Source organism: Rhizobium herbae, assembly GCF_017873135.1.
GTDB classification, from domain to species: domain Bacteria; phylum Pseudomonadota; class Alphaproteobacteria; order Rhizobiales; family Rhizobiaceae; genus Pararhizobium; species Pararhizobium herbae.
Map to the genome: position 1 here is coordinate 1,076,606 of NZ_JAGGJV010000001.1, position 22,588 is coordinate 1,099,193.

The 22,588-nt window shown below is 63.0% G+C and carries 23 protein-coding genes and 1 tRNA gene; 9 read left to right on the forward strand and 15 right to left on the reverse strand.

Going from position 1 to position 22,588, the window contains the following annotated elements; all coding sequences use genetic code 11:
- Window positions 1-53 precede the first annotated feature (53 nt).
- Complete coding sequence (pcaQ, locus tag J2Z75_RS05220; protein ID WP_209848590.1) at window positions 54-1,001, reverse strand: pca operon transcription factor PcaQ; 948 nt, start codon at window positions 999-1,001, stop codon at window positions 54-56.
- Between the two features lie 94 nt (window positions 1,002-1,095).
- Here pcaQ and pcaD point away from each other — a divergent pair, with 94 nt between their 5' ends.
- Genes pcaD through J2Z75_RS05245 form a run of 5 tightly spaced genes read left to right on the forward strand, consistent with a single transcriptional unit; the run spans window position 1,096 to window position 4,750 of the window.
- Window positions 1,096-1,908 carry a 3-oxoadipate enol-lactonase gene (gene pcaD / locus J2Z75_RS05225; RefSeq protein ID WP_209848592.1) on the forward strand — a complete coding sequence of 271 codons (813 nt, stop codon included), beginning with the start codon at window positions 1,096-1,098 and terminating at the stop codon, window positions 1,906-1,908.
- Window positions 1,901-2,302, forward strand: a complete 402-nt coding sequence (pcaC, locus tag J2Z75_RS05230; protein ID WP_209848595.1) for a 4-carboxymuconolactone decarboxylase — start codon at window positions 1,901-1,903, stop codon at window positions 2,300-2,302. Before pcaD ends, pcaC begins: the two co-directional genes overlap by 8 nt.
- 10 nt (window positions 2,303-2,312) lie before the next feature.
- Window positions 2,313-3,062, forward strand: a complete 750-nt coding sequence (pcaH, locus tag J2Z75_RS05235; RefSeq protein ID WP_209848598.1) for a protocatechuate 3,4-dioxygenase subunit beta — start codon at window positions 2,313-2,315, stop codon at window positions 3,060-3,062.
- Window positions 3,062-3,676: a protocatechuate 3,4-dioxygenase subunit alpha gene (pcaG, locus tag J2Z75_RS05240; RefSeq protein ID WP_209848601.1), complete on the forward strand. Its 615-nt coding sequence runs from the start codon at window positions 3,062-3,064 to the stop codon at window positions 3,674-3,676. The genes pcaH and pcaG overlap by 1 nt, the downstream gene beginning before the upstream one ends.
- Before the next feature lie 21 nt (window positions 3,677-3,697).
- Window positions 3,698-4,750: a 3-carboxy-cis,cis-muconate cycloisomerase gene (locus J2Z75_RS05245; protein WP_209848604.1), complete on the forward strand. Its 1,053-nt coding sequence runs from the start codon at window positions 3,698-3,700 to the stop codon at window positions 4,748-4,750.
- Window positions 4,751-5,493: 743 nt separating this feature from the next.
- On the opposite strand, the gene J2Z75_RS05250 is transcribed toward J2Z75_RS05245, so the two are convergent.
- From J2Z75_RS05250 to uxaC, 7 genes are all read right to left on the reverse strand, one after another.
- Window positions 5,494-7,395, reverse strand: coding sequence for a DEAD/DEAH box helicase (locus tag J2Z75_RS05250; RefSeq protein ID WP_209848607.1), 1,902 nt, complete (start codon window positions 7,393-7,395; stop codon window positions 5,494-5,496).
- 174 nt (window positions 7,396-7,569) lie between these two features.
- Window positions 7,570-9,048 carry a mannitol dehydrogenase family protein gene (locus J2Z75_RS05255; protein ID WP_209848862.1) on the reverse strand — a complete coding sequence of 493 codons (1,479 nt, stop codon included), beginning with the start codon at window positions 9,046-9,048 and terminating at the stop codon, window positions 7,570-7,572.
- Window positions 9,048-9,890, reverse strand: coding sequence for an ABC transporter permease (locus J2Z75_RS05260; protein WP_209848610.1), 843 nt, complete (start codon window positions 9,888-9,890; stop codon window positions 9,048-9,050). Before J2Z75_RS05260 ends, J2Z75_RS05255 begins: the two co-directional genes overlap by 1 nt.
- A gap of 52 nt (window positions 9,891-9,942) precedes the next feature.
- On the reverse strand, window positions 9,943-10,821 hold the full coding sequence (locus J2Z75_RS05265) for an ABC transporter permease (RefSeq protein WP_209848613.1): 879 nt from the start codon (window positions 10,819-10,821) through the stop codon (window positions 9,943-9,945).
- Window positions 10,818-11,918: an ABC transporter ATP-binding protein gene (locus J2Z75_RS05270; protein WP_209848616.1), complete on the reverse strand. Its 1,101-nt coding sequence runs from the start codon at window positions 11,916-11,918 to the stop codon at window positions 10,818-10,820. Before J2Z75_RS05270 ends, J2Z75_RS05265 begins: the two co-directional genes overlap by 4 nt.
- A 78-nt stretch (window positions 11,919-11,996) precedes the next feature.
- Window positions 11,997-13,172, reverse strand: coding sequence for an extracellular solute-binding protein (locus J2Z75_RS05275; RefSeq protein ID WP_209848620.1), 1,176 nt, complete (start codon window positions 13,170-13,172; stop codon window positions 11,997-11,999).
- Between the two features lie 61 nt (window positions 13,173-13,233).
- Complete coding sequence (uxaC, locus tag J2Z75_RS05280) at window positions 13,234-14,634, reverse strand: glucuronate isomerase (RefSeq protein WP_209848623.1); 1,401 nt, start codon at window positions 14,632-14,634, stop codon at window positions 13,234-13,236.
- Between the two features lie 90 nt (window positions 14,635-14,724).
- Between uxaC and J2Z75_RS05285 the strand changes: the two genes are divergently transcribed.
- The 3 genes from J2Z75_RS05285 (at window position 14,725) to J2Z75_RS05295 (ending at window position 17,647) form a co-directional block, all read left to right on the forward strand.
- Window positions 14,725-15,447 (forward strand): GntR family transcriptional regulator, encoded by a 723-nt coding sequence (locus tag J2Z75_RS05285; protein ID WP_209848626.1) that lies wholly within the window; start codon window positions 14,725-14,727, stop codon window positions 15,445-15,447.
- 40 nt (window positions 15,448-15,487) lie between these two features.
- Entirely contained in the window at window positions 15,488-16,675 is a 1,188-nt protein-coding gene (gene uxuA, locus J2Z75_RS05290; RefSeq protein WP_209848628.1) for a mannonate dehydratase, read from the forward strand.
- Between the two features lie 198 nt (window positions 16,676-16,873).
- Entirely contained in the window at window positions 16,874-17,647 is a 774-nt protein-coding gene (locus J2Z75_RS05295; protein WP_209848631.1) for an ABC transporter permease, read from the forward strand.
- Window positions 17,648-17,753: 106 nt separating this feature from the next.
- Here J2Z75_RS05295 and J2Z75_RS05300 read toward each other — a convergent pair whose 3' ends face one another.
- Window positions 17,754-18,191: a hypothetical protein gene (locus tag J2Z75_RS05300; RefSeq protein WP_209848633.1), complete on the reverse strand. Its 438-nt coding sequence runs from the start codon at window positions 18,189-18,191 to the stop codon at window positions 17,754-17,756.
- A gap of 196 nt (window positions 18,192-18,387) precedes the next feature.
- Window positions 18,388-18,463 (reverse strand) — tRNA-Ile (locus J2Z75_RS05305).
- Window positions 18,464-18,623: 160 nt separating this feature from the next.
- Here J2Z75_RS05305 and J2Z75_RS05310 point away from each other — a divergent pair.
- Window positions 18,624-19,367, forward strand: a complete 744-nt coding sequence (locus tag J2Z75_RS05310; protein ID WP_209848634.1) for an SIMPL domain-containing protein — start codon at window positions 18,624-18,626, stop codon at window positions 19,365-19,367.
- Window positions 19,368-19,639: 272 nt separating this feature from the next.
- Here J2Z75_RS05310 and J2Z75_RS05315 read toward each other — a convergent pair whose 3' ends face one another.
- The 5 genes from J2Z75_RS05315 to J2Z75_RS05335 form a co-directional block, all read right to left on the reverse strand.
- Entirely contained in the window at window positions 19,640-20,050 is a 411-nt protein-coding gene (locus J2Z75_RS05315) for a hypothetical protein (RefSeq protein ID WP_209848635.1), read from the reverse strand.
- A 165-nt stretch (window positions 20,051-20,215) separates the two neighbouring features.
- Window positions 20,216-20,620: a nuclear transport factor 2 family protein gene (locus J2Z75_RS05320; protein ID WP_209848636.1), complete on the reverse strand. Its 405-nt coding sequence runs from the start codon at window positions 20,618-20,620 to the stop codon at window positions 20,216-20,218.
- Window positions 20,621-20,980: 360 nt separating this feature from the next.
- Entirely contained in the window at window positions 20,981-21,403 is a 423-nt protein-coding gene (locus J2Z75_RS05325; RefSeq protein WP_209848637.1) for a secondary thiamine-phosphate synthase enzyme YjbQ, read from the reverse strand.
- Window positions 21,404-21,444: 41 nt separating this feature from the next.
- Window positions 21,445-21,798, reverse strand: coding sequence for a DUF1428 domain-containing protein (locus tag J2Z75_RS05330; protein WP_209848638.1), 354 nt, complete (start codon window positions 21,796-21,798; stop codon window positions 21,445-21,447).
- Window position 21,799: 1 nt separating this feature from the next.
- Window positions 21,800-22,294: a hypothetical protein gene (locus J2Z75_RS05335; RefSeq protein WP_209848639.1), complete on the reverse strand. Its 495-nt coding sequence runs from the start codon at window positions 22,292-22,294 to the stop codon at window positions 21,800-21,802.
- Window positions 22,295-22,588 lie beyond the last annotated feature (294 nt).

Consider the following 22,588-nt stretch of genomic DNA (forward strand, 5'->3'; position numbering starts at 1 on the left):
TGAATGCAGGTTATCAGCAGGTATTGGTTTCGTACAGGAAAACCGCCGCCCTGCTATCGCCGTTCCGCGCTGTTGGCTACAGCGGCGGAGATCTCGGCCGCGGCCTCGCGAATCGTCTGCATCAGGATGGCAAGCGGCATTGAGGGGATGGCATTGGCCCGTATCGTTAGGCCCACCGGTCCCCTGGTCTCGCTGGTATCGATCGGCAACGCCGCCAGCGTCCCGTCCTCGATATCGCCGGCAACCACCCCGGTCGAGATGATCCAGATGGCATCGCTCGCCCGCACAAACGCGCGCCCGAAGGAATCCGACACGGTCTCGATCTGGTTGGGCAGGCTGGCGATGCCGTTGGCGATCAGATAGCGCTCGACGAAGGGCCGGATGATCGAGGCGCGTGTCGGCATCAGCACGGGATAGACGCCGAGAGTGTCGAACACTGATTGTTTGGCTGAAAGCAGCGGGTGCCCTGTGCGCACGACGAAGACGACCTGCTCGGAATAGAGATGTTCGAAGGAAAACCCGGTCATCTGTTCGGGTGCCGCAAGCCGCCCGACGACGAGGTCGAGGTCGCCGACCCGCAACTGTTCGAGCAGCACGGCGTTCTCGCCGGTGACGATCTTGATGCGGCTGCCGGTTTCCTCCTTGAGGAAATTCGCCATCGCCCGCGGCATGATCCGCGTCGAAACGGTCGGAAGCGCGCCGATCCGCACCGGCGGGCCATCGCCGGAGCGCTCCTGCGAGACCGAGTCCAGCCCTTGCCTGAGCGCTGTCAGCACGGCCCCCGCATGCCGCAGGAAAACCTCGCCATAGCGGGTGATCTTGATGCCCCGGCCGTCGCGCTCGAAGACGGACACACCCAGAACCTCCTCCAGTTCGCGGATGGTCTTGGTCACGGCCGGCTGGCTGACATGCAGAAGATCAGCTGCCTTCATCACGCTCTTCTGCCGGGCGACCTCGACAAAGGTCTGCAAATGACGGAATTTCACTCGGGCGTCGATCATCAGAATTCATAACCCATAGGTTAATGATACGCAATAAAATGTCATTTTACCGAACCGGATTAAAGCTTCAATCTGGCCATTGAGGAGAATTTCAGTGCAGTTTGCCCGCATCAACGACATCACGCTCCACTATCAGGTGATCGGCGCGTCCAACGACAAGCCCGTGCTGGTCTTCGCCAATTCGCTCGGCACGGATTTCCGCATCTGGCGCGACGTGATCGTCCGGTTTGCCGGCGACTTCGCCATCGTCCTCTACGACAAGCGCGGCCACGGCCTCTCCGATGTCGGCGATATCCCCTATTCGATGGACCTGCATGTCGCCGATCTCGCCGGCCTGCTCGATCTGCTAGCGGTCAAGCAGGCGATCATCTGCGGCCTCTCCGTCGGCGGCCTGATCGCCCAAGGCCTCTATGCCACCCGGCCGGACCTCGTGCGCGCGCTCATCCTCTGCGACACCGCCCACAAGATCGGCACTGCGGAATCGTGGAACGCGCGCATCGCCACCGTCGAGCAGAACGGTATTGGCAGCATCGCCGACGGGGTGCTCGAAAAATGGTTCACCCCCGCCTTCCGCCGCCCGGAAAACAACGCCTATCACGGCTACCGCAACATGCTCACGCGCCAGCCCGTGACCGGTTACGCCGGAACCTGCGCGGCGATCCGCGATGCCGATTTCACAGAGGCCGCCAGGTGCATTGCTGTTCCGACCCTCTGTGTCGTCGGCGACCAGGACGGCTCGACGCCGCCCGAACTCGTGCTTTCGACCGCGAAGCTCATCCCCGGCGCCCGCTACGAAGTCATCAAGGACGCGGGCCATATTCCCTGCGTCGAACAGCCGGAGGCGCTGACCGCCGTGCTGCGCGCCTTCATCGATATCGTCCTGTCCGGAGAAAAACCCCATGAATGACGCCGCGCCATCCGAACGTTACCGTCAGGGCATGATCACCCGCCGTGCCGTTCTGGGCGACCGCCATGTCGACAGGGCGCAATCCGCAACGACCGATTTCGACCGGCCATTTCAGGAGCTGATCACCGAGACAGCCTGGGGCAACGTCTGGTCGCGACCGACCTGGACGAAGCGCGAGCGTTCGATGGTGACGATCGCGCTGCTCGCCGCCCTTGGCCATGACGAGGAAGTGGCGATGCATGTGCGCGCCACCGCCAACACCGGCGCCAGCCGCGACGATATCGGCGAGGCGCTGTTGCATGTGGCGATCTATGCCGGCGTTCCCGCCGCCAACCGCGCCATCAAGATCGCCAAGCAGGTTTTCGAACAGATGGACGCCGAACAGGCGGTTTGAGGCAACGAACATGTCCGATTTTTCCAACCAGAAACCAGAGACCGGCGCCTTCTTCCAGCGCGACCGCGCCTGGCATGCGCCGGCCCTGACGCCGGGCTACAAGACCTCGGTGCTGCGCTCGCCGCAAAAGGCGCTGCTGTCTCTCGACGGCACCATCTCGGAAATCACCGGCCCGGTCTTCGGCCACTCCATCCTCGGCGAGCTCGACAACGACCTGATCCACAATTTTGCCAAGCCCGGCGAAAGCGCCATCGGCGAGCGCATCATCGTCCACGGCCGGGTGCTGGACGAGCGCGGGCAACCCGTGCGCGGCGCGCTGCTGGAGTTCTGGCAGGCCAATGCCGGCGGGCGTTATCGCCACAAGAAGGAAACCTATCTCGCGCCGCTCGACCCGAATTTCGGCGGTTGCGGCCGTGCCATTACCGGCGAGGACGGCAGCTACCGGTTCCGCACCGTCAAGCCCGGCCCCTATCCCTGGCCAAACGGCGTCAACGACTGGCGACCGGCCCATATCCACTTTTCGATCTTCGGCCACGGCTTTGCCCAGCGGCTGATCACCCAGATGTATTTCGAAGGCGACCCGATGATCTGGAAATGTCCGATCGTCACGACCATCCCGGACAGAAACGCCATCGAACAGCTGATCGCACCGCTCGACTGGGCCAACACCATCCCCATGGACGCCCGCGCCTACAAGTTCGACATCGTGCTGCGCGGCCGCCGCTCGACGCTGTTTGAAAACCGGATGGAGGGCAACTGATGGTCCAGGATCTCGGCTATCTCAAGGAATCGCCGTCGCAGACGGCCGGCCCCTATGTCCATATCGGCTGCACTCCGAACTTCGCCGGCATCACGGGTGTCTACGACACCGATCTCGGCACCGTCATGGTAAATGACAGGACGCTCGGCGAGCGCATCACCGTGCGCGGCCGGGTGATCGACGGCGCCGGTGCGCCGCTGAAGGATGCGCTCGTCGAGATCTGGCAGGCGGACGCTGCCGGCCTCTACAACAGCCCATCCGAACTGCGCGGCACCGCCGACCCCAATTTCACCGGCTGGGGCCGCTGCCCGACCAGCGCAGACGACGGCATCTTCACATTCGAAACCATCAAGCCCGGCCGCGCGCCCTACAAGGACGGGCGCAGGATGGCGCCGCACATCACGTTCTGGATCGTTGCGCGCGGCATCAATATCGGCCTGCACACCCGCATGTACTTCGCCGACGAGGCGGAGGCGAACGCCGAGGACCCGTTGCTCGCCCGCATCGAGCACCGCCATCGTGTTGCGACGCTAGTCGCGCCGCGCGAGGGATCGGTCTATACGTTCGATATCCACCTGCAGGGTGACAAGGAAACCGTGTTCCTCGACATCTAAGGCCGGGCACCAAGGACATCCATGACCGCTTCCGCCTTCGATCATCCCTATCTCTCCGGCCTTCTCGGCGACGAGGACATTTCCGCATTCTTCTCGGCAGACGCCGATATCCGCGCCATGCTGCGTTTCGAGGCGGCGTTGGCGAAGGCCGAGGCCAGCCATGGCATCATACCGGACGCTGCGGCAGTCGAGATCGCTGCTGTCTGCAGCACGTTTCGACCGGATATGCTGGCCCTGCGGCGCGGTGTCGGAACCGATGGCGTGGTCGTCCCCGAACTCGTGCGCCAGCTGCGCAAGGCGGTCGGCGGACAAGCCGCCGAAAACATTCATCTCGGCGCCACCAGCCAAGACGTGATCGACACCAGCCTGATGCTGCGCCTGAAGGATATCGGCCTGGTGCTGTCCGGCAGGCTGTCGACTTTGCTCGGTCTTTTCGACGATCTCCGCCACCGGTTCGGCTCCAACCGGCTGATGGGCCACACACGAATGCAGGCCGCGATCCCGATCACCGTCGCCGATCGTCTCTCCGCCTGGTCCTCGCCGCTCGGCGATTACCGTGACCGACTGAAGCACATGCACAAAACCGGGTTCCCGCTCCAATTCGGCGGCGCAGCCGGCACGCTCGACAAACTGGGCGACAAGGCAGCCACAGTGCGGGCGACGCTCGCCAAAAACCTCGGCCTCAGCGACAGCCCGCAATGGCAGAGCCAACGCGCCGTCATCGCCGACATCGCCCATATCCTGTCCCTCATCACCGCAAGCCTCGGCAAGTTCGGCCAGGACATCGCCCTGCTCGCGCAGGCCGGCAACGAAATCGAGCTTTCCGGCGGCGGCGGCTCATCGGCCATGGCGCACAAGCAGAACCCGGTGGCCGCCGAAACCCTCGTCTCGCTTGCCCGCTTCAACGCCGTGCAGCTCTCCGGCATCCACCAGTCGATGGTGCATGAACAGGAACGCTCGGGCGCCGCATGGACGCTGGAATGGATGATACTGCCGCAGATGGCGGTGGCGTGTGGGGCGAGTACGCGGGTGGGCTTGGCACTTGCGGGGCAGATCGAGCGGCTAGGCAGTTAGCAGGATGGTCAAAAAGGGGCATTCAAGGTGGGGGCTTTTCGCCACGTGGCTTGCCCCACGCCAATTCCGAAACTACGGCAGTTCGGAGATGAGGAATGTTCGGAGCGGAAACAGTCGGGTCTTGCTCACGCTGGAAGCTTCTCCTAGAGAATTGCACGTATTAGGGGAAACAGGGAAAATATCGTGAGAAAATTTATCGCTTCTGCGCTGTGCGTTGCCGTCGTCGTTTTATCCGGGTGCGTCACAACACTTGGTACAGCGTCGATCGGTTTGAGCACGGATGCGAATGGCAGACTCGCTCGTACATACGTCATCAAATCTTCGGGAGACCCAGATTGGGACAGAAATGCAAGGGATGGCGCTGCAAAGGATTTCCGTCGGCAAGTCCGGAAACCACTTAAGAATCATCGTTACATAATCGAAGTTAACGTGGAAAAACGGGAACCTGCGTGGGGCAGCGAGAAGACGCCCGAGTAGGCAGCACTCCTGCGTCGGCTCTCTGCATTCGCGCTCGATTCTTTGGGTGTGCAATCATTGCAGCCGAGCGCCTTACCTACCGGGTCTCTTCCCGCGCAGGGACAACTCCGGAGCCACAGAAACAAGCAGAAGCGATCGTCGCGACGCTCCAGTCAGAATAGAAGGCTTCGCCCACAACCTCCACCCCGTCAGCAGCTGGGGTGATAGTAAAATCGCAGTACAATATCGGGGCCATCTACAGGCCCCGATACAACTGAACGTCCCCCTCAGCTCGACTTGTTCTTGAAAGGCTTGCGCTTGGCGCCCTCGGCGCCCGGTTTGTCGAACTTGGGCTTGTCGAATTTCGGCTTGTCGAAGCCCGGCTTGCCGGTCTTCTTCACCCAGGGCTTGCTGTCGGTCTTTTCAGCCGGGCGGTTGTCGGCCTTGGCAAAATCGGGCTTGCCCTCGAACTTGCGCTTCGGCTTCTCGCCGTTCCAGTCGGCAGTCTTGGCCGGATAGGGCTTCTTAGCCGCAAAGCCGCCGGAGAGGTTCGGCATGCCATCGAGCTGCGTCACGACGATGCCCTTTTCGAGCGAGCGCTTCGGTCCGATCGCCTCGACGAAGCGATCCACCCATTCGCGGGCGATCTCGACATAGGTTTCCTCGGTCTGCATCTTGATGGCGCCGATTTCCTGCTTGGTGATCTTGCCGATGCGGCAGAGCATCGGGATCAGCCAGCGCGGCTCGACATTCTGCTTGCGGCCGGCCGAAAGCGAGAACCAGACGCTGTCGCCGAAATCGCCACGCGGCGCCCGCGGTTCGCTGCGTTCCGGACGGTCGCCACGGTCCGGGCGGTCACCGGACGGCGTGTAGTTCGGCGTATCCATCAGGTCTTCCGGAGCCGAACGTCCGGCACGGGCCTGCCGCAGGAATGCGGCGGCCACCTGTTCAGCCCCGTGCTTTTCCAGCAGTTCGCGGATGAAATCGGCCTCGTCGGGCGTGATTGTTTCGGTCAGCGCCGGATCGGCCAGAACCCGCTCGTCGTCGCGACGGCTGACGTCGTCGGCCGATGGCGGCCGGGCCCAGTCGGCATTGATGTTGGCGTCGCGCAACAGGCGTTCGGCCTTACGGCGGGCGCTGTTGGGAACAATCAGCGCGCTGACGCCCTTGCGGCCGGCACGGCCGGTGCGGCCGCTGCGGTGCAGCAGCGTATCGGGATTGGTCGGCAGATCGGCATGGATGACCAGTTCGAGGCCCGGCAGATCGATGCCGCGTGCCGCGACGTCGGTGGCGATGCAGACGCGGGCGCGTCCGTCGCGCATCGCCTGCAGGGCATGCGTGCGCTCGTTCTGGCTGAGTTCGCCGGACATGGCGACGACCGAAAAGCCGCGATTGTTGAAACGCGCGGTCAGGTGATTGACGGCCGCACGGGTCGAGCAGAACACCAGCGCGTTCTTGGCTTCATAGAAGCGCAGCACGTTGATAATCGCATTTTCGCGATCGGACGGGGCAACGGTCAGCGCCCGGTATTCGATATCGAGATGCTGCTTCTGCTCGGCCTGGGTCGAGATGCGAATGGCATCTTTCTGGTAGCTCTTGGCCAGATTGGCAATCGAGCGCGGCACGGTGGCCGAAAACATCAGCGTGCGGCGGTCGGCCGGCGCTGCCTCGAGGATGAATTCGAGGTCTTCACGGAAACCGAGATCGAGCATCTCGTCGGCTTCGTCGAGAACGACGGCCTTAAGCGACGACATGTCGAGGCCGTTGCGGCGAATGTGGTCGCAGAGACGGCCCGGCGTTCCAACGACGATATGGGCGCCGCGATCGAGCGCGCGCCGCTCGGTGCGCATGTCCATGCCGCCGACGCAGGAGACGACGGTCGCGCCGGTCAGCTCATAGAGCCATTCCAGTTCGCGCTTGACCTGCAGCGCCAGTTCGCGGGTCGGCGCAACGGCGAGCGCCAGTGGCGCTCCTGCCTGGCCGAAGCGATCCTTGCCGTCCAGCAGCGTCGAGGCGAGCGCCAGGCCGAAGGCCACGGTCTTTCCCGATCCGGTCTGCGCCGAGACCAGTGCGTCCCGTCCTTCGAGTTCAGGGCCGAGAACAGCCTTCTGAACCGGCGTCAACTCTGAATAACCGCGCTTGCTCAATGCCTGAGCGATCGCCGGAGCGATGCCGTCTAACTCTGCCATATGTTTATCTTTCGGAATTCGGATGTCGTGCGCTCCTCGGTCGATGAGGGTGCGCGCAGTCCCCGCGGCCGGCACGTCGCCAGCCAATACATGCGCGCCCTCTTACTGTGCCTGAGGGGAATTGTACAGAGCGCAACGCTCGTGCCGCTAAAAACGCCGCGCTAACATCGGCAGTTATCGGCTGCCGTCCCTGTCCCTCCAGGTTTGCAGCACGGCAACGGAGCCATCCGAAAGCAACCGCAAAAGCGTATCGACAAGCCGGGCCCGGAAGTGAGCGTCGGCGCGGAGATCCTCGCCGAACACCTCCGTCAAGCCCAGAAAGGCGGCAACGATCTTGTCCGGATCGTCCAGCGGCTGCGTCGCAGCCGCGATGCGCGCCGCCAGTGGATCGCGCACATCGATCGGCTTTCCGGTCTCGTCGACGCCGCGCGCATATCGCATCCAGGCGGTAACGCCGAGCACCAGCCGGTCACAGGGGGCCCCTGCCGCGATGCGGTCGCGGATGGTCGCAAGCAGCCGTTGCGGCAGCTTCTGCGATCCGTCCATGGCGATCTGCCAGGTGCGATGCCGCAGCGCCGGATTCTTGAAGCGTTCGATCAGCGCACGGCGGTAGGCCGGAAGATCGAAGCCGGCGAGCGCAGGCAATGTCGGCGAAACCTCCTCGCGCATCAGCCCCTCGATCAGCTCTTCCATGCCCGGCAAGGCCATCGCCTCCGCCACGGTCTGCGCACCGGCAAGGAAACCGAGATAGGCGAGCGTCGAATGGCTGCCGTTGAGAAGCCTGAGCTTCATCGTCTCGAAGGCGGAAACGTCCTCGACGAACACGACACCGGCCGCTTCCCACGCGGGACGCCCGAGCGGAAAATCGTCCTCCACCACCCATTGCCGGAAGGGTTCGGTCACCACCGGCCAGGCATCTTCCACGCCGATAGCAGCGGCAACCGCCGTGCGGTCGGCATCGGTCGTCGCCGGAACGATCCGGTCGATCATCGTCGATGGCGAAGCAACGCCAGCAACGAAGGCCGCAAGTCCCGGATCGCGCATTTCGGCGAAACGGGTGACGACACGCTTCAGCACATGGCCGTTCGACGGAAGATTGTCGCAGGACAGAAGGGTGAATGCTGGCACGCCTGCCGCCTGCCTGCGAGCCAGCGCCTCGACAATGAAGCCGACCGCCGTTTTCGGTGCCGCCGGGTTTTGCAGGTCGTGGAGAATATCCGGATGGTTTTCATCCAGCGTACCGGTCGCCGGATTATGGCAATAGCCCTTTTCAGTGACCGTCAGCGAGACGATGCGCGTGGCAGGATCCGACATCCGCGCCAGTACGGCTTGCGGATTTTCCGGGGCGACGAGAGTTTCCACGACGCTGCCGATGACGCGCAGATGCGCGCCCTGCCCGTCCTGAACCTTCAGCGTATAAAGCCCACCCTGCGGCGTCAGCGCATCGCGGGTCTCGGCGCTGCGCAGCGACACGCCGCAGATGCCCCAGGAAAGGTCCCGCGCCAGAACGTCGTCGGTAAACACGGCCTGATGCGCCCGGTGGAACGCCCCGATGCCGAGATGGACGATGCCGATTTTTACCTCAGCCCGGTCATAGCCGGGTCTGGTGATCGCGCCTGGCAGTTGCGCCAGCGTCTGATTGGACAGTCTCATCATGTGGCAGGCTGCTGTTTGGCGCGGGCGACGATCTGCGACGGGTTGACGAATTGTAGCGCAAGAATCAGCCAGAACAGCGTCGTCACCATGTAGATCACCGCCATGGCATCGATCGACTGACCGGCGCGAACACCGGAGGCAAAGACGGCATAGTAAAGCGAAACCACCAGCGTCTGGCTGGTCGGCCCGGCGATCAGGAAGGTCAGTTCGAACATGGCGATGGTGCGCACCAGCACCAGAAGCAGCGCCGCCAGCATGCCCGGCAGCAGCAGCGGCAGGAGGATGCGCAGGAACAGGCTGCCCGTCCCCGCCCCGAAGACCCGTGCCGCCGCCTCGATGCGCGGATCGATCTGCTCGATGAACGGGATCATCACCAGAACGACGAAAGGCAGCGAGGGCACGAGATTGATCAGCACGACGCCCCAGAAGGAACCGCCAAGGCCGAGCTGGTAAAGCACCGTCGCCAGCGGAATGCCGTAGGTCAGCGGCGGGATGAGCAGCGGCAAAAGAAAGAGCAGCACGACGATGCGCTTGCCCGGAAAATCCCGCCGCGCCAGCGCATAGGCCGTGGTGACGCCGAGCAGACCGGAGATGATCACCACGGTGAACACCACCTCGAAGGTGACGAGGACCACGCTCGACAGCTGGAATTCCTTCCAGGCGCTGAAATACCATTTCGTCGTCAGCCCAACCGGCAGCCAAGTGCCGAGCCAGCGCGTGGCAAAGGAATTGACCACCACGGCGGCGATGACGCCGATCAGATTGAGGACGAACAGCCCGGCAACCGCCCAGACGGCAAAACGCCAGATCTTCGAGACAAGGCCCTGATCGCGGATCATCGCGGCATCTCCTGAAAACCAGCAGCTTGAAGAGTAAGCTTTGTCATCGTCATCACCCCTTCGTTCCGCCGGTCGGCCCGCGATAGAACATCGACCGGCCGCCCAGCACGATCAGCACGACGATCAGTTCCACCGCTCCCATGATCATCGCGATCGCCGAACCCAGCGAATGGTCGTATTGCTCGAAGGCCGCCTGATAGGCCGCGATCGAAATCACCCGCGTCGGCCCCGCCGGCGCACCGAGCAGAACAGCGGAGGGAAAGACGGCGAAAGCCTGCACGAAGGCGAGGCAGAAGGTGACGGCAAGCCCCGGCACCAGCAACGGCAGAAACACCTTCATGAACCGCTGGCGCGGACTGGCGCCAAGGGTGGCCGCCGCCTGCTCGATCGCCGGATCGATGCCGGTCACATAGGACAGCGTCAAGAGGAAAGCGAAGGGAAAGCCGGTGATCACCAGCGAGGCGAAGACACCCCAGTAGTTGTTGGTCAGCTTCACCGGCGCATCCAGCAGACCGATGAGGATCAGCACCCGGTTGAACCAGCCCTGCGGCCCGAGAAAGGTCAGAAGTCCGTCCGCCACGAAGACGGTACCGAGTGTGATCGGCAGGACGAGGATCGTCGTCAACAACCGCTGCCGTGTCATTAGCCGCACGCGGAAGGCGATTGGCACTGCGAAGGCCAGATTGACGATCGTCACCGGCAGCGCCAGCCAGAGCGTCGCGGCGATGGTGCGGTACTGGAAGGGATCGCTGAAGAACGCGGCGTAGTTGGCGTACCACGCCCCTTCCTTCGGCATCAGCGAATCGGCAAGACCGTAGAAAAAGGGATAGATGAACAGCCCGAGCATGACGGCCAGCCCCGGCAGGACCAGCAGCGTCGTTCCGTCGAACCCGCGCGCGGCAAGCCTGTGGCGAAGCGACGGCGTGCTCATGCGCCTTTTCCCTTGAACAACAGCGCCCGGCCGGCTGCCGGTTGCAATATGGCGGACGCGCCACGCGGCAAGGCTTGCTCGGCACGAAAATAAAGGTCGGAACCGTCGGCGGACTTCGCCATGCCGAAAAAAGCCCGGCCGCGATATTCCATGCTGGCCACCGTGGCGGCAATGCCATTGCCGTCATCGACGGCGACAAGGTCTTCGGGCCGCACCGACAGAACCGCCGCGTCACCCGTCTGGAGCGGCTCACGCATCGTTCCGGTCAGCCGTGCGCCGGCCACCTCGATCTGGGCTTCCTCGCCCGAAACACCGACCACCCGGCCGGCAATACGTGTGCGGAACCCCATGAAATCGGCGACGTCGATATGGACTGGCCGCTGGTAGAGGTCCTGCGGCGAGCCGATCTGCATGATCCGTCCCTGGCTCATGACGACGATCCGGTCGGCGAGCGACAGCGCCTCGTCCTGATCGTGCGTCACGTAAATGGTCGTCGAACCGATCTGGTCGTGGATACCACGGATTTCGGCCCGCATCTCCAGACGCAGCTTGGCATCGAGATTGGAGAGCGGCTCGTCCATCAGCACCACCGGCGGGCGGATGACGATGGCGCGGGCAATCGCCACGCGCTGCTGCTGGCCGCCCGACAATTGCCCTGGCAGCTTGTCGATCTGGCTTTCCAGCCGCACCAGCGCCAGCGCCTGTTCGATACGCCGGTCCGCCTCGCTGCCGCGAATGCCCTGCATGGTCAGCCCAAAACCGACATTGCGGCGTACGCTCATATGCGGAAACAGCGCGTAGCTTTGAAAGACCATGCCGAAGCCGCGCTTTTCCGGCTCCAGCTGGTCGATACGATTGCCGCCGAGCCGGATCTCGCCACCGGACAACGCGAGAAGGCCGGCCACGCAATTCAGCGCCGTCGACTTGCCGCAACCCGAAGGGCCAAGAAGCGCGATAAATTCACCCGGTTCGATGGAAAGGTCGATGCCGTCGAGCGCGGTATAGGCGCCGAACGAGCGGCGCAGACCATCCAGTTCAAGACGCGCGGTCTGTTTCGGCGAAAGCACTGTCGCTCCGTTCTGAACCGGCAAATTCAAGGTCGTCTCCTCCACGTCGATAGGCGTTGTGGAGCGGCGGCGATATCGGTGCCGCCGCTCCGTTGTCTTGTCTCAGGCTCAGCCCTTCGACGCGCCGATCTGCTCGTCCCAGATGCGGAACGCATCGACGATGCGGGCGGGCTCGAGCGGCACTTCCAGCGGATTGTTGGCAATCCAGTCGGCATATTCGGGACGGCCGAACTCCTTGATGGCGTCCTGACTTTCCTGCGGCGCCATCTCGAGCGTCACGTCCTTCACCGCCGGACCCGGGTAGAAATAGCCCTGGTCATAGGCGATCGCCTGCTGCTGCGGCTGCAGGATGAAGTTGATGATATCCAGCAGCACGGCAATCTTCTCGTCAGACACGCCCTTCGGGATGACCGCGTAATGCGCGTCCGTCACCCAATGGAAGCCGTCGAGCTTGCCGACCTTCGCTTCGGCCGGAACGATGCCGAGCGCCCGCGGGTTGATGTCCCAGCCGGTGGTCGAGACCACGATGTCGCGGGTGCCCTCGCCGAGTTCCTTCATCACCTGCGTCGTGCCGGTGCCGTAATACTCGATGTTTTCGCCCAGCGCCTTCAGGTATTCCCAGGTCTTCGCCCAGCCGTTGACCGGATCATGCGGGTCGCTGTCGCCGAGAATATAGGGAAGCCCCATCAGGAAGGTGCGGCCGGGGCCGGAATTGGCCGGACGCGCATACATGAATTTCTTCGGATTGGCCTTTGCCCATTCCAGAAGCCCGGCGGCCGTCGTCGGCGGTGTCGGAACGCGGTCCGGAATGTATTCGATCAGCGGCCCGGACGGATAATAGGTGACGACAACACCCTGGTCCTTGGCCAGCGCCTGCATCTTGAAGGCCTGCGGCAAAAGGATGCTTTCCAGATTCGGCAGGTCGGCCTTGTGGGCAGCGAGATCGACCCACAAGTCCTGGCTGAGACCGGCGGCAAGCGCGTCGGTGCCGGTCAGAACGAGATCGATATCGACCTTGCCTGCGGCCTGCTGCGCCTTGATCTTCGAGGGCAGTTCCGGTGCCGGCGCCTTGGTGAAGGCGAAGCTCGATACCCATTCCGGCTTTGCCGCCGCATAGGCCTCGAACATGCCCTGCGTCAGCGCCAGATTGCCGGCCACGTCCACCACGGTGATGGTGACGGGGCTTGCGGGCGCCTTCAGCTGTGCAAAAAGACGGCCGGGCATCAAGCCGAGACCAGTCAAGCCGGCAACCCCACCGACAAAAGTCCTGCGTGTAACGTTCATGTCGTTCTCCTCCCGTGTTGTGCAGCGGGCGCCTCCTGCGCCGCCCGTCCGCCAGATGTCGTCACAATCGATAGGCCCTCTTCGCCAGTCCGTAGGCCAGTTCAGCCGCGAGGCCGAACGCCTCTTCCTCGTCGAGACGATGGTCTGCGACGAGCCGGGCGAGATAGGCGCAGTCCACCCGCCGCGCCATGTCGTGGCGGGCCGGGATCGACAGATAGGCGCGGGTATCGTCGTTGAAGCCGACGGTGTTGTAGAAGCCTGCGGTCTCCGTCGTCGTCTCGCGGAAACGACGCATGCCCTCCGGGCTGTCGAAGAACCACCAGGCCGGCCCGAGCTTCAGCGCCGGATAGTGCCCGGCAAGCGGTGCGAGTTCGCGCGAATAGGCGGTTTCGTCGAGCGTGAAGAGAATGACCGTCAGCTTGGGATCGTTGCCGACGGCATCGAGCAGCGGCTTCAGCGCATGCACGTAGTCGGTCGCCTTCGGGATATCCGCCCCCTTGTCGGCGCCAAAATCCGTAAATAGCGACGGATTGTGATTGCGGAAGGAGCCGGGATGGATCTGCATCACCAGCCCGTCATCCTGGCTCATCCGCGCCATCTCCGTCAGCATCTGGCCGCGGAAGGCATCCGCCTCCGAGGCATCCGCCCTGCCCGCAAGCACCTTGTCGAACAGCGCCTCCGCATCGGCTTGAGACAGGTTTTCCGTCCGCGCCGTGGCGTGACCGTGATCCGTCGCCGTCGCGCCATGCCGTTTGAAGAAAGCCCGCCGCGCCCGGTGCGCATTGAGATAGCCGGCCCATGTCGCCGCCTCGCCGGTCATTGCGAAAAGACGCTCAAGGTTCCCGGCAAAGCCAGTAACCTGCGGATCGACAACCGCATCCGGCCGATAGGTCGGCACCACGCGGCCGTGCCATCCCGATGCACGAACTGCTTGATGATGCGCTAGGTCGTCCAGCGCACTATCGGTTGTGGCAATGACTTCGATCTTGAAACGATCGAACAGCGCGCGCGGCCGCATCTCCGGCGTGAGGATGGCTGCCTCGATCCGGTCGAACAGCGCATCCGCCGTCTGCGGCGACAGCCGCTCGGTAATGCCGAACACCGTTTCCAGCGCATGCTCGAACCAGAGCCGCGTCGGCGTACCGGCAAAGAGATGGAAATGCGCGGCGAACAGCCGCCATATCTTGCGCGCATCGGTCTCCACCGGCTCTCCGTTACGCCTCGCCACGCCCAGATCCTGGAGCTTCACGCCCTGCGAATAGAGCATGCGCGTCGCATAGTGATCCGGCGTAATGAACAGCGCGGCGGGATCGGAAAACGGCTTGTCTTCCGCATACCACGACGGGTCCGTATGGCCGTGCGGCGACACGATCGGCAGGCGGGCGATGGTTTCATGGAGGCGCCGTGCGATCACCCTTGTACCGGGGTCGGCAGGAAACAGCCGGTCGGGATGCAATGCCATTCCTTGTCGCTCCTCCCGCTTCACGTCTTGGCAACGTGGCGCAACTGATATACTAGTATTCACAACAGTGTCAACGCTTCGAGAATCTCCATGCCGCCATCGCCCCGCAGCAACGTCGTCGTCCCCCTGCTCACGGAGCCGGCTGGCGCCAAGCTACGCCGCGTGACCGCCGGATCGGCGATCTACGAACGTTTGCATTCGGCCATCGTCTCGTTGCAGATGCCGCCCGGCATGCCGTTGCAGGAAAAGCGCATCGCGGAAGAGTTCGGCGTCAGCCGAACGCCGGTGCGCGAAGCGTTGCTGCGGCTGGCGGAGGCCGGGCTCGTCGATATTTTCCCCCAGTCCGGCACCTTCGTATCGCTGGTTCCCGTCGCCGCCATCCCCGAAGCGGTGGTGATCCGCAAGTCGCTGGAGGGAACGACGGTGGAAACCGCAACTGCAATCGCAGCACCGGCCGATATCGCCCGGCTCGATGCCATCATCGCACGGCAGCGGGTGCATGCCGCCCACAACGAAACGTCGCTGTTCCACGAGCAGGATGAAGCCTTCCACGAGGCGATTGCCGGGATTGCCGGCTATCCCGGCATCTGGTCCATCCTGAAGACCGTCAAGATCCAGATCGACCGCGCCCGGCGGCTGACGCTGCCGGCGCTGGGGCGCATGGAAAGCGTCATCGAGGAGCATGTGACGATCCGCAATGCGATCGCTGCCCACGACGTTGAAGGCGCCCGCGCAGCGATGATGCACCATTTGAGCGCCGTCATCCCCGACGTCGCCGAATTGCGCATCATGCATCCGGACTATTTCTGCTGAACGGCCAAACGAACCGGAATAACGGGAGGAAAGACCAGGCATGCGTCAGGGATGGAGATGGTTCGGACCGGATGCGCCGGTGACGCTGGATGACGTGCGCCAGACCGGGGCGACCAATGTCGTCTCGGCGCTGCATCAGGTGCCGATCGGCCGCGCCTGGACGGAAAGCGAGGTCCGGGAACGTCAAGCCCTGATCGAGACCACACCGGCCGGCCGCTCCAAACTCATCTGGTCCGTCGTCGAAAGCATCCCCATCCCCGATGCCGTCAAGCGCACCGGCGGGAAAGCCAAGGCGGAGATCGACGCCTGGATCGCCAGCCTCGAGGCGGTCGCTGCCTGCGGCATCAAGATCATCTGCTACAACTTCATGCCGGTCGTCGACTGGACCCGCACCGAACTCGACTTCGTCACGCCGACAGGCGCGACCGCCATGCGCTTCGACCACGAGCGCTTCGCCGCCTTCGATCTTTTCGTGCTGAAGCGCCCCGGCGTGGAAAACGATTATTCGGCCGAAGATCGCGCCCGCGCAAAGACGGTTTTCGAGGCGATGCCGGAGGCCGAGATGGCGGAAATCACCCGCATCATAACCTCGGCCCTACCCGGCTCGACCACAGAGCCGATGACCGTTCCCGGCTTTCGCGAAAAGCTCGCCGCCTATGACGGCATCGACGCGAAGCGTCTTCGCCAGCACCTGGTCGAATTTCTCGAGGCCGTCACCCCGGCCGCGCAAGCGCGCAGCGTCAAGCTGACCCTGCACCCCGACGATCCGCCGCGCCCGCTGTTCGGCCTGCCGCGCATCGCCTCGACAGCAGACGACTACGCAGCCCTGTTCGACGCCGTACCGTCAGAGGCGAACGGCATGTGCTTTTGCACCGGCAGCCTCGGCGTGCGCGCCGACAACGACCTGCCTGCGATCGCCCGCCGCTTTGCCTCCCGCATCCATTTCGCCCATCTGCGCGCCACGACCCGCGAAGGCGACGGTCGCAGCTTCCACGAAAGCGCCCATCTCGACGGCGATGTGGACATGGTTGCGGTGCTGAAGGAACTCGTCGCGGAAGACCGGCGCCGCTCACCGGAAACCACCATCGTCTTCCGCTCGGACCACGGCCATCGCATGCTCGACGACCTGGGAAAGACCGTAACCCCCGGCTATCCGGCGATCGGCCGCCTGCGCGGCCTTGCCGAACTGCGCGGCATCCTGCATGCGCTCGGCGCGCGGCCCAGTTGAGCGGGACCGTGGATACGCGAAAGGCCGTCCGTCGGCGTTTGGCATCGCTCCGCGCGACGGACGCGGCTGTCTGCAAATCCGCCGCCTTCAGCAAGGGAAACAAGCTTCGCCATACATAACCCGCACTTTCAAGGTGATTGTGCAGCAGACGAATATCGAATACAGACGCCGCAGCAAAAGCACTTTCGGAAACCGGTTTTGTACAATCTCACCCAGCATCTCCGCGTCGTCGCAGCCCTTGTCATTCGCGAAATGCAAGCCCGGTTCGGCAGCAAACCGGGCGGTTATATCTGGGCAATCGTCGATCCGCTGGCGCATGTCGCCATCATGACGACGATTTTTTCGACGCTCGCGCGCGTTCCCGCGCTCGGAAATGACTTCACCCTGTTCTTTGCGTCCGGGTATCTGCCTTTTGGCTTCTATCAAGCCATGTCCAGTTTTATCGCCGGAGCGGTCCGCTCCAACAAGAACCTGTTTTCCTACCCGATCGTCTCGCCATTCGATGCCGCGGTGGCCCGCTATGTCCTGCAATTTATCACATCGGTGGTGGTGACAGTCGTCGTGATGCTGCTTTGCACCAACGAAGGTTCCCGTTTGCACGAACTGTCCTTGGCCCCGGCGGTAGAAGCCGCGGCGGTGGCCTCGTTGATGGGCTTCGGCATGGGGATGGCCAACATTCCCCTGTTTGCAGACTACCCGCTGTATGAAAAGGTGTTCATCCTGGTCAATCGGCCGCTGTATCTGTTATCGGGAGTTATTATCATGCCGGACAGCTTGCCCGGCCCGATATTCGATGCACTGATGTGGAACCCGCTGGTTCATATCGTCATGTGGTTCCGCCAGGCGATCTATCCTGAATACGCCGCCACCGGGCTTGACAAGCTATACGTTCTCGAATGCGCGTCCGTCATGGTGACGTTCGGCCTTTGCCTGTTCACCGCGTCCAGAACCCTTCGGGAAGATCGCATTTAGAACAACCGTGCTGGCGACCGCAGTGGCGGCTGGGTTGATGCGATGGCAACCGGATCGACCAATCGAAATGACGGCTGCGAACGCCGGTATCCATCGTGCGGCGCGGCTAATCCGGCATGTCTTCCACGATGTCGTCGTCATCGTCATCATCGATGGCGATATCATCCATCTGTTCCAGAACCGCAATGCAGATCGCGATCGCCGGGTTGGCGGCCGTCACGTAACGTCCATCGTCAATGCGGGCCGCTCCGCCCGCGTCATCCCAGCTGGCGCCACCAATACTGTCAGGAAAGAGTGTTTCGGCAAGCAGATGCGCGTCGTCTATCAATCTTGTAAAATGCGGCATCCTGACTTCACCACCATTCGGCGCGTCCCACACAACCGTGTGACGTTGTTCTCCGGTCGCCGGATCGATATCGACCTTGAAACGCTTGGTGTAGCCGATCAACTTGCCGATCTCTTCGTCGAGAACACGATCATGCCTCGACAATGCCGCCAGCCGCTTGACCAATGCCTGTGGCGTCATTTGCTTATTGTCGCTCATCGATCATCGCTGGATTTATCTGTCTTTCTTGTGTCGCCGATCAACGCATAACCGAGATTTCCCCTATTCTCAACCAAGGAACATCGCCGGCTCGCAAAGGACGGCATGAACCGCGTCACCCGGACATTCCGCATGATAAACCGGTTGGCTAACCTTGCTCGCCGACCGCCATATAACTTGTTGAAATTATTGTTTTTGGTGGGCCCGGAGGGACTCGAACCCCCAACCAAGCGGTTATGAGCCGCCGGCTCTAACCATTGAGCTACAGGCCCTGCCCCGGAGCGGATCCGGATCCCGCGGGCCAATGGCAGACCGCGGGTGGGACTGGCTCTAGCGGAAAACGGGTTTTCCCACAAGACGTTGCCGTATTCCCTACACAATCAATGATCAAGAAGGGTGCAGGGACGAAACACAACCGGAGAGAACCCATCCATGACATCGACCATCCTTCCCCGCCGCCTGAGAACCGTGTTTCTGGCGGCCGCTTTCGCGGGCATCGCCAGCGCGTCGGCCTTTGCGCAGGATAACACGCCGCGCGAAGCCGTGATCACCGTATCGGGCGAAGGCCGCTCGAGCGTGGCGCCCGACATGGCGATCCTGTCGTTCAGCGTCGTCACCGACGCAAAGACCGCCAAGGAAGCACTCGACGCCAACAACAAGACGATGGCCGATGTGCTCAACGCGCTGAAGACCGGCGGCATCGCCGAACGCGACCTGCAGACGTCGGGTTTCGCCGTCAACCCGCAATACCAGTATCCAGACAACAGCGACGGCGGCAACCGCCAGCCGGTGCTGACCGGCTACCAGGTCGCCAACTCGCTGACCATCAAGGTGCGCGACCTTGCCAAGCTCGGCGCGATCATCGACCAGTCGGTGACGCTCGGCGTCAACCAGGGCGGGTCGATCCAGTTTTCCAACGACAAGCCGGAAGCGACGATCACCGAAGCCCGCAAGGCGGCGGTCACCGATGCCGTTGCCAAGGCCAAGGTGCTATCGGAGGCCGCCGGCGTTTCGCTCGGCCGGATCGTCGAGATTTCAGAGAACTCATCCCGGCCCGAACCGATGCCGATGATGCGCAGCATGGCAAAGGAATATGCCGCCGATGCCGTCCCGGTCGCAACGGGAGAAAACAGCTACAACGTCACCGTCAACGTCACCTTCGCGATCAAGCAATAATAGCGCATCGCAAAGACCCGTGGAAACTGGACCCCGCTTCGGCGGGGTTTTGTTTTCCGGCAGCCCGCCTGCGTTGGGCAGCCGGCACCGGCAAACGACCGCTCTCCAGGCCGGGAGCCACTTGTGCCAGCTGCCGGGCACCCAACAAAAACACCCCCGCGGCGAACCGCGAGGGGCTAGAACTTTCCGCCGGCCGGGGGAGACAAGACGGAAAGGCTTCCGGAGCGACGATCCCCGGTCGGAGTTCGCCTGGATCGGGCGCGATGGCGATATCAGCCGCCGATGAACGGGCAGCCGCGCGCATTGGCAAAGACGGCGCGACGATACTCGCCCCAGCGGCGGCCTTCGACGACGACACGGCGCGGCGATACATCGACGACGCGGGCATGACGCATGCCGTGGGCGCGTGCCTTGTCGGCGGCAAGCCAGGGATCGCAGCGGCCACGGCGCTCATGGCCCCAACCCTGGCCCCGGCCCTGATCCCAACGCGGGCGGTGGCGGCGATCACGGTCCCAGTCGCGTTCGTCGCCATAGCCGCCGCGGTCGCGGTATTGAACGTCGACGATACCGCCGGAATGAATGCCGAAAGTCAGCGTGTCGGCGGTAGCCGGCGCAACGGTGGCACCGAGGCCGGTCAGGCCGATGAGGCCGGCAAGCGCCAGTTTTGCAAAAATCTGTCTCATGACTGTTTCTCCTTGGGGTCCAAAACTTCGAAACTCAGCCCGTCTTTTTTCTTGTCGGGCGTTGGGACCAAGGTATGGCGGCGCGGCTGAACAGAACCAGAATCCGATGTTCATCGGCGGTTCAGGCGACCGGCAAGAGAGGAATCACAGGGCGATAAGGGCGGCTCAGCGGGCGAGCGCCTTTTCGAAGACGCGGATGTTGCGGTAGTGGCTGAGCCGGGTGACCGCGCCGTTTTCGAACTCGAAGACGAAGACGCTCGGGATCGAATAGGACTGGCCGCTCGCCTCCGGGAAGCCCGGCATGGTTTCGCGGTAGTGGCCGCGCGCCGTGACATCGACGGCGACGCGCTGGCCGAAGGCGTCGTGCATCAGCACCATGTCGCTGAAACTTTCGTCGAAATGACGGAAATAGCTCATGACGCCCATGCGCAAGGGCCCGGCGCCGATGGTGCGCAGGCCGGTCAGAGAATCGAGCGCCACGTCCTCATCGAGAAAGGTGCCGATCGTTTCGAAATCCCGCTCGTTCAGGGCTTGCATGAAGCGGCTGGCAATCGTCTGCGCGTCGGTCAATGATCTTCCCCCTGCCTGTCAAGCCGGCGCTTTCGGCGCGCCGGCGGAATACAAAAAAGTCCCGTTTGATTGGCTCGGCTCCTCATTCCACCGTCATTCCTGTGCCCGTCACAGGAATCCAGTCACGCGACGTCCGTCGCGTGAAAGAGTCCTTAGCGGCGCGGACGCGCCGCCGTTTGATCCCCGCCACAAGGGCGAGGAAGACGGAGGCAGTAGAAACCGTTCAATCCAACCGAACCAATCGAAATCACGCAACGATCAAACATCTGATTTTGTTCCAGTAATGACAGTCATGACGATTGCCGCATGTGGCGGCCCAGACTGCACCCGGCGCTATCGGCTTGTCCAGAACAAACGTGCTCAGCTTCCCAGATGCAGCACGATCTCGCGGCGGTGCGGGCGGTCGCGGTGCTCGAACAGGTAGAGGCCCTGCCAGGTGCCCAGCATCGGGCGGCCATCTGCGACGGGAATGCCGATCGACACCTGCGTCAGCGCCGCCTTGATATGGGCGGGCATGTCGTCCGGCCCTTCCGCCGTATGGACGATCCAGTTCATCGACGGGTCGTTCGAGGGCGGCACCAGGCGCTTGAAGAACTGGTCGAGATCGCGCCGGACGTCGGGATCGGCATTTTCCTGAATCAGCAGCGAGCAGGAGGTGTGGCGCACGAAGACGGTGAGCAGCCCCTCCTCCACGCCGGTTCTTGCGACGAAGGCCTCGACCTCGCCGGTAAACTCGTAGAGGCCGGAGCCGCGTGTCGACAGGTTGATGATCGTCTGGGGCATGGCGTCCTTTCAGACCCGGCGGGCATTCGGCATGGACGCTGTCATAGCTCCAAAAAACTCTTGAAGCCACCGTAGATCATCCGCTTGCCATCGAACGGCATGGTCCAGTTGTCCATGCTGAGGCGCGGATCCGCCATGACTTTCGCGTTGATCGCGTCGCGCTCCTCGCGCGAGGGATAGGTGATCCAGGAAAAGATCACCACCTCGTCGTCCTTGGCCTGGACGGCGCGGGGAAAGGACGTCAAATCCCCATAGGGTACGTCGTCGCCGATACACTCGACATAGGAGAGCGCGCCATATTCCTTCCAGACGCTGCCCGCAAGGCGGGCAAGATCCTTGTAGGCGTCGAGATTGCCCTTGGGCACCGCGACGATAAATCCATCGACATAGGGCATGTCAGCCTCCCTTCGCAGATGCGTTTCCTTCATCGGTGCGTGCGGCCCTGCCTTCAGCGGAGGCCCACAGCTTGTCGAGCAAATCCTGCGTCGCGGTATGGGGGCCGGCAGCCACCGGCGCTTCGCCTTGCTCATCCACATAGATGGAAACCGGCCACTGCTCGTCAAGGGCAAGCAGGCTGCGAACCGTTTCCGGCGGCCGGACACGATCGAAATAATCCTCCCGGCACAGGATCCACTGAAGGACGAATTCCCGGAACCAGGTGTCGTCGGCCTGGGCGATGCACATCGGCAGCATCGCATCGACATCCTGGAGACCGCGAAAGCAGGGCGGGATTTCGCGCGGCTTGAGCTTGCCGACGCATTCCTCTTCCCGGCCGCAGCGGCGGTGCCGGCAGAAGGACGGAATGCCCATCCTGCCCACGGCAGCGCGGCACAGAATCTCGAACAGAGCGGGATCGAGCGGCAGTTTTTCAGGTCCGCAGATCGATGGCATGGGGTTCTCCTTTTCAAGAACAGGGGTAAAGATCAGGGGGTACAAATCAGGGGATCGGGACGATCGGCACGGGTTCCCGTTCACGCGGCGGCTTTTCGCCCGTGGCTTGAACTGGTCTCAGTGCGCCGGCTTTCAAAAAGCGCGGCACGTGGCCGGGGCACAACGTATGCCTCAGGGTAAATTAGTAAGGTGACACACACCGTGCCCCGTTTCAGTGTCTTTTGCCGCGCTTCTCAGGTTCTTCTACGCTTTTGCCTCTTGTGAAGGAAAAAGCCTCCAATGCCCCAGCCCGGC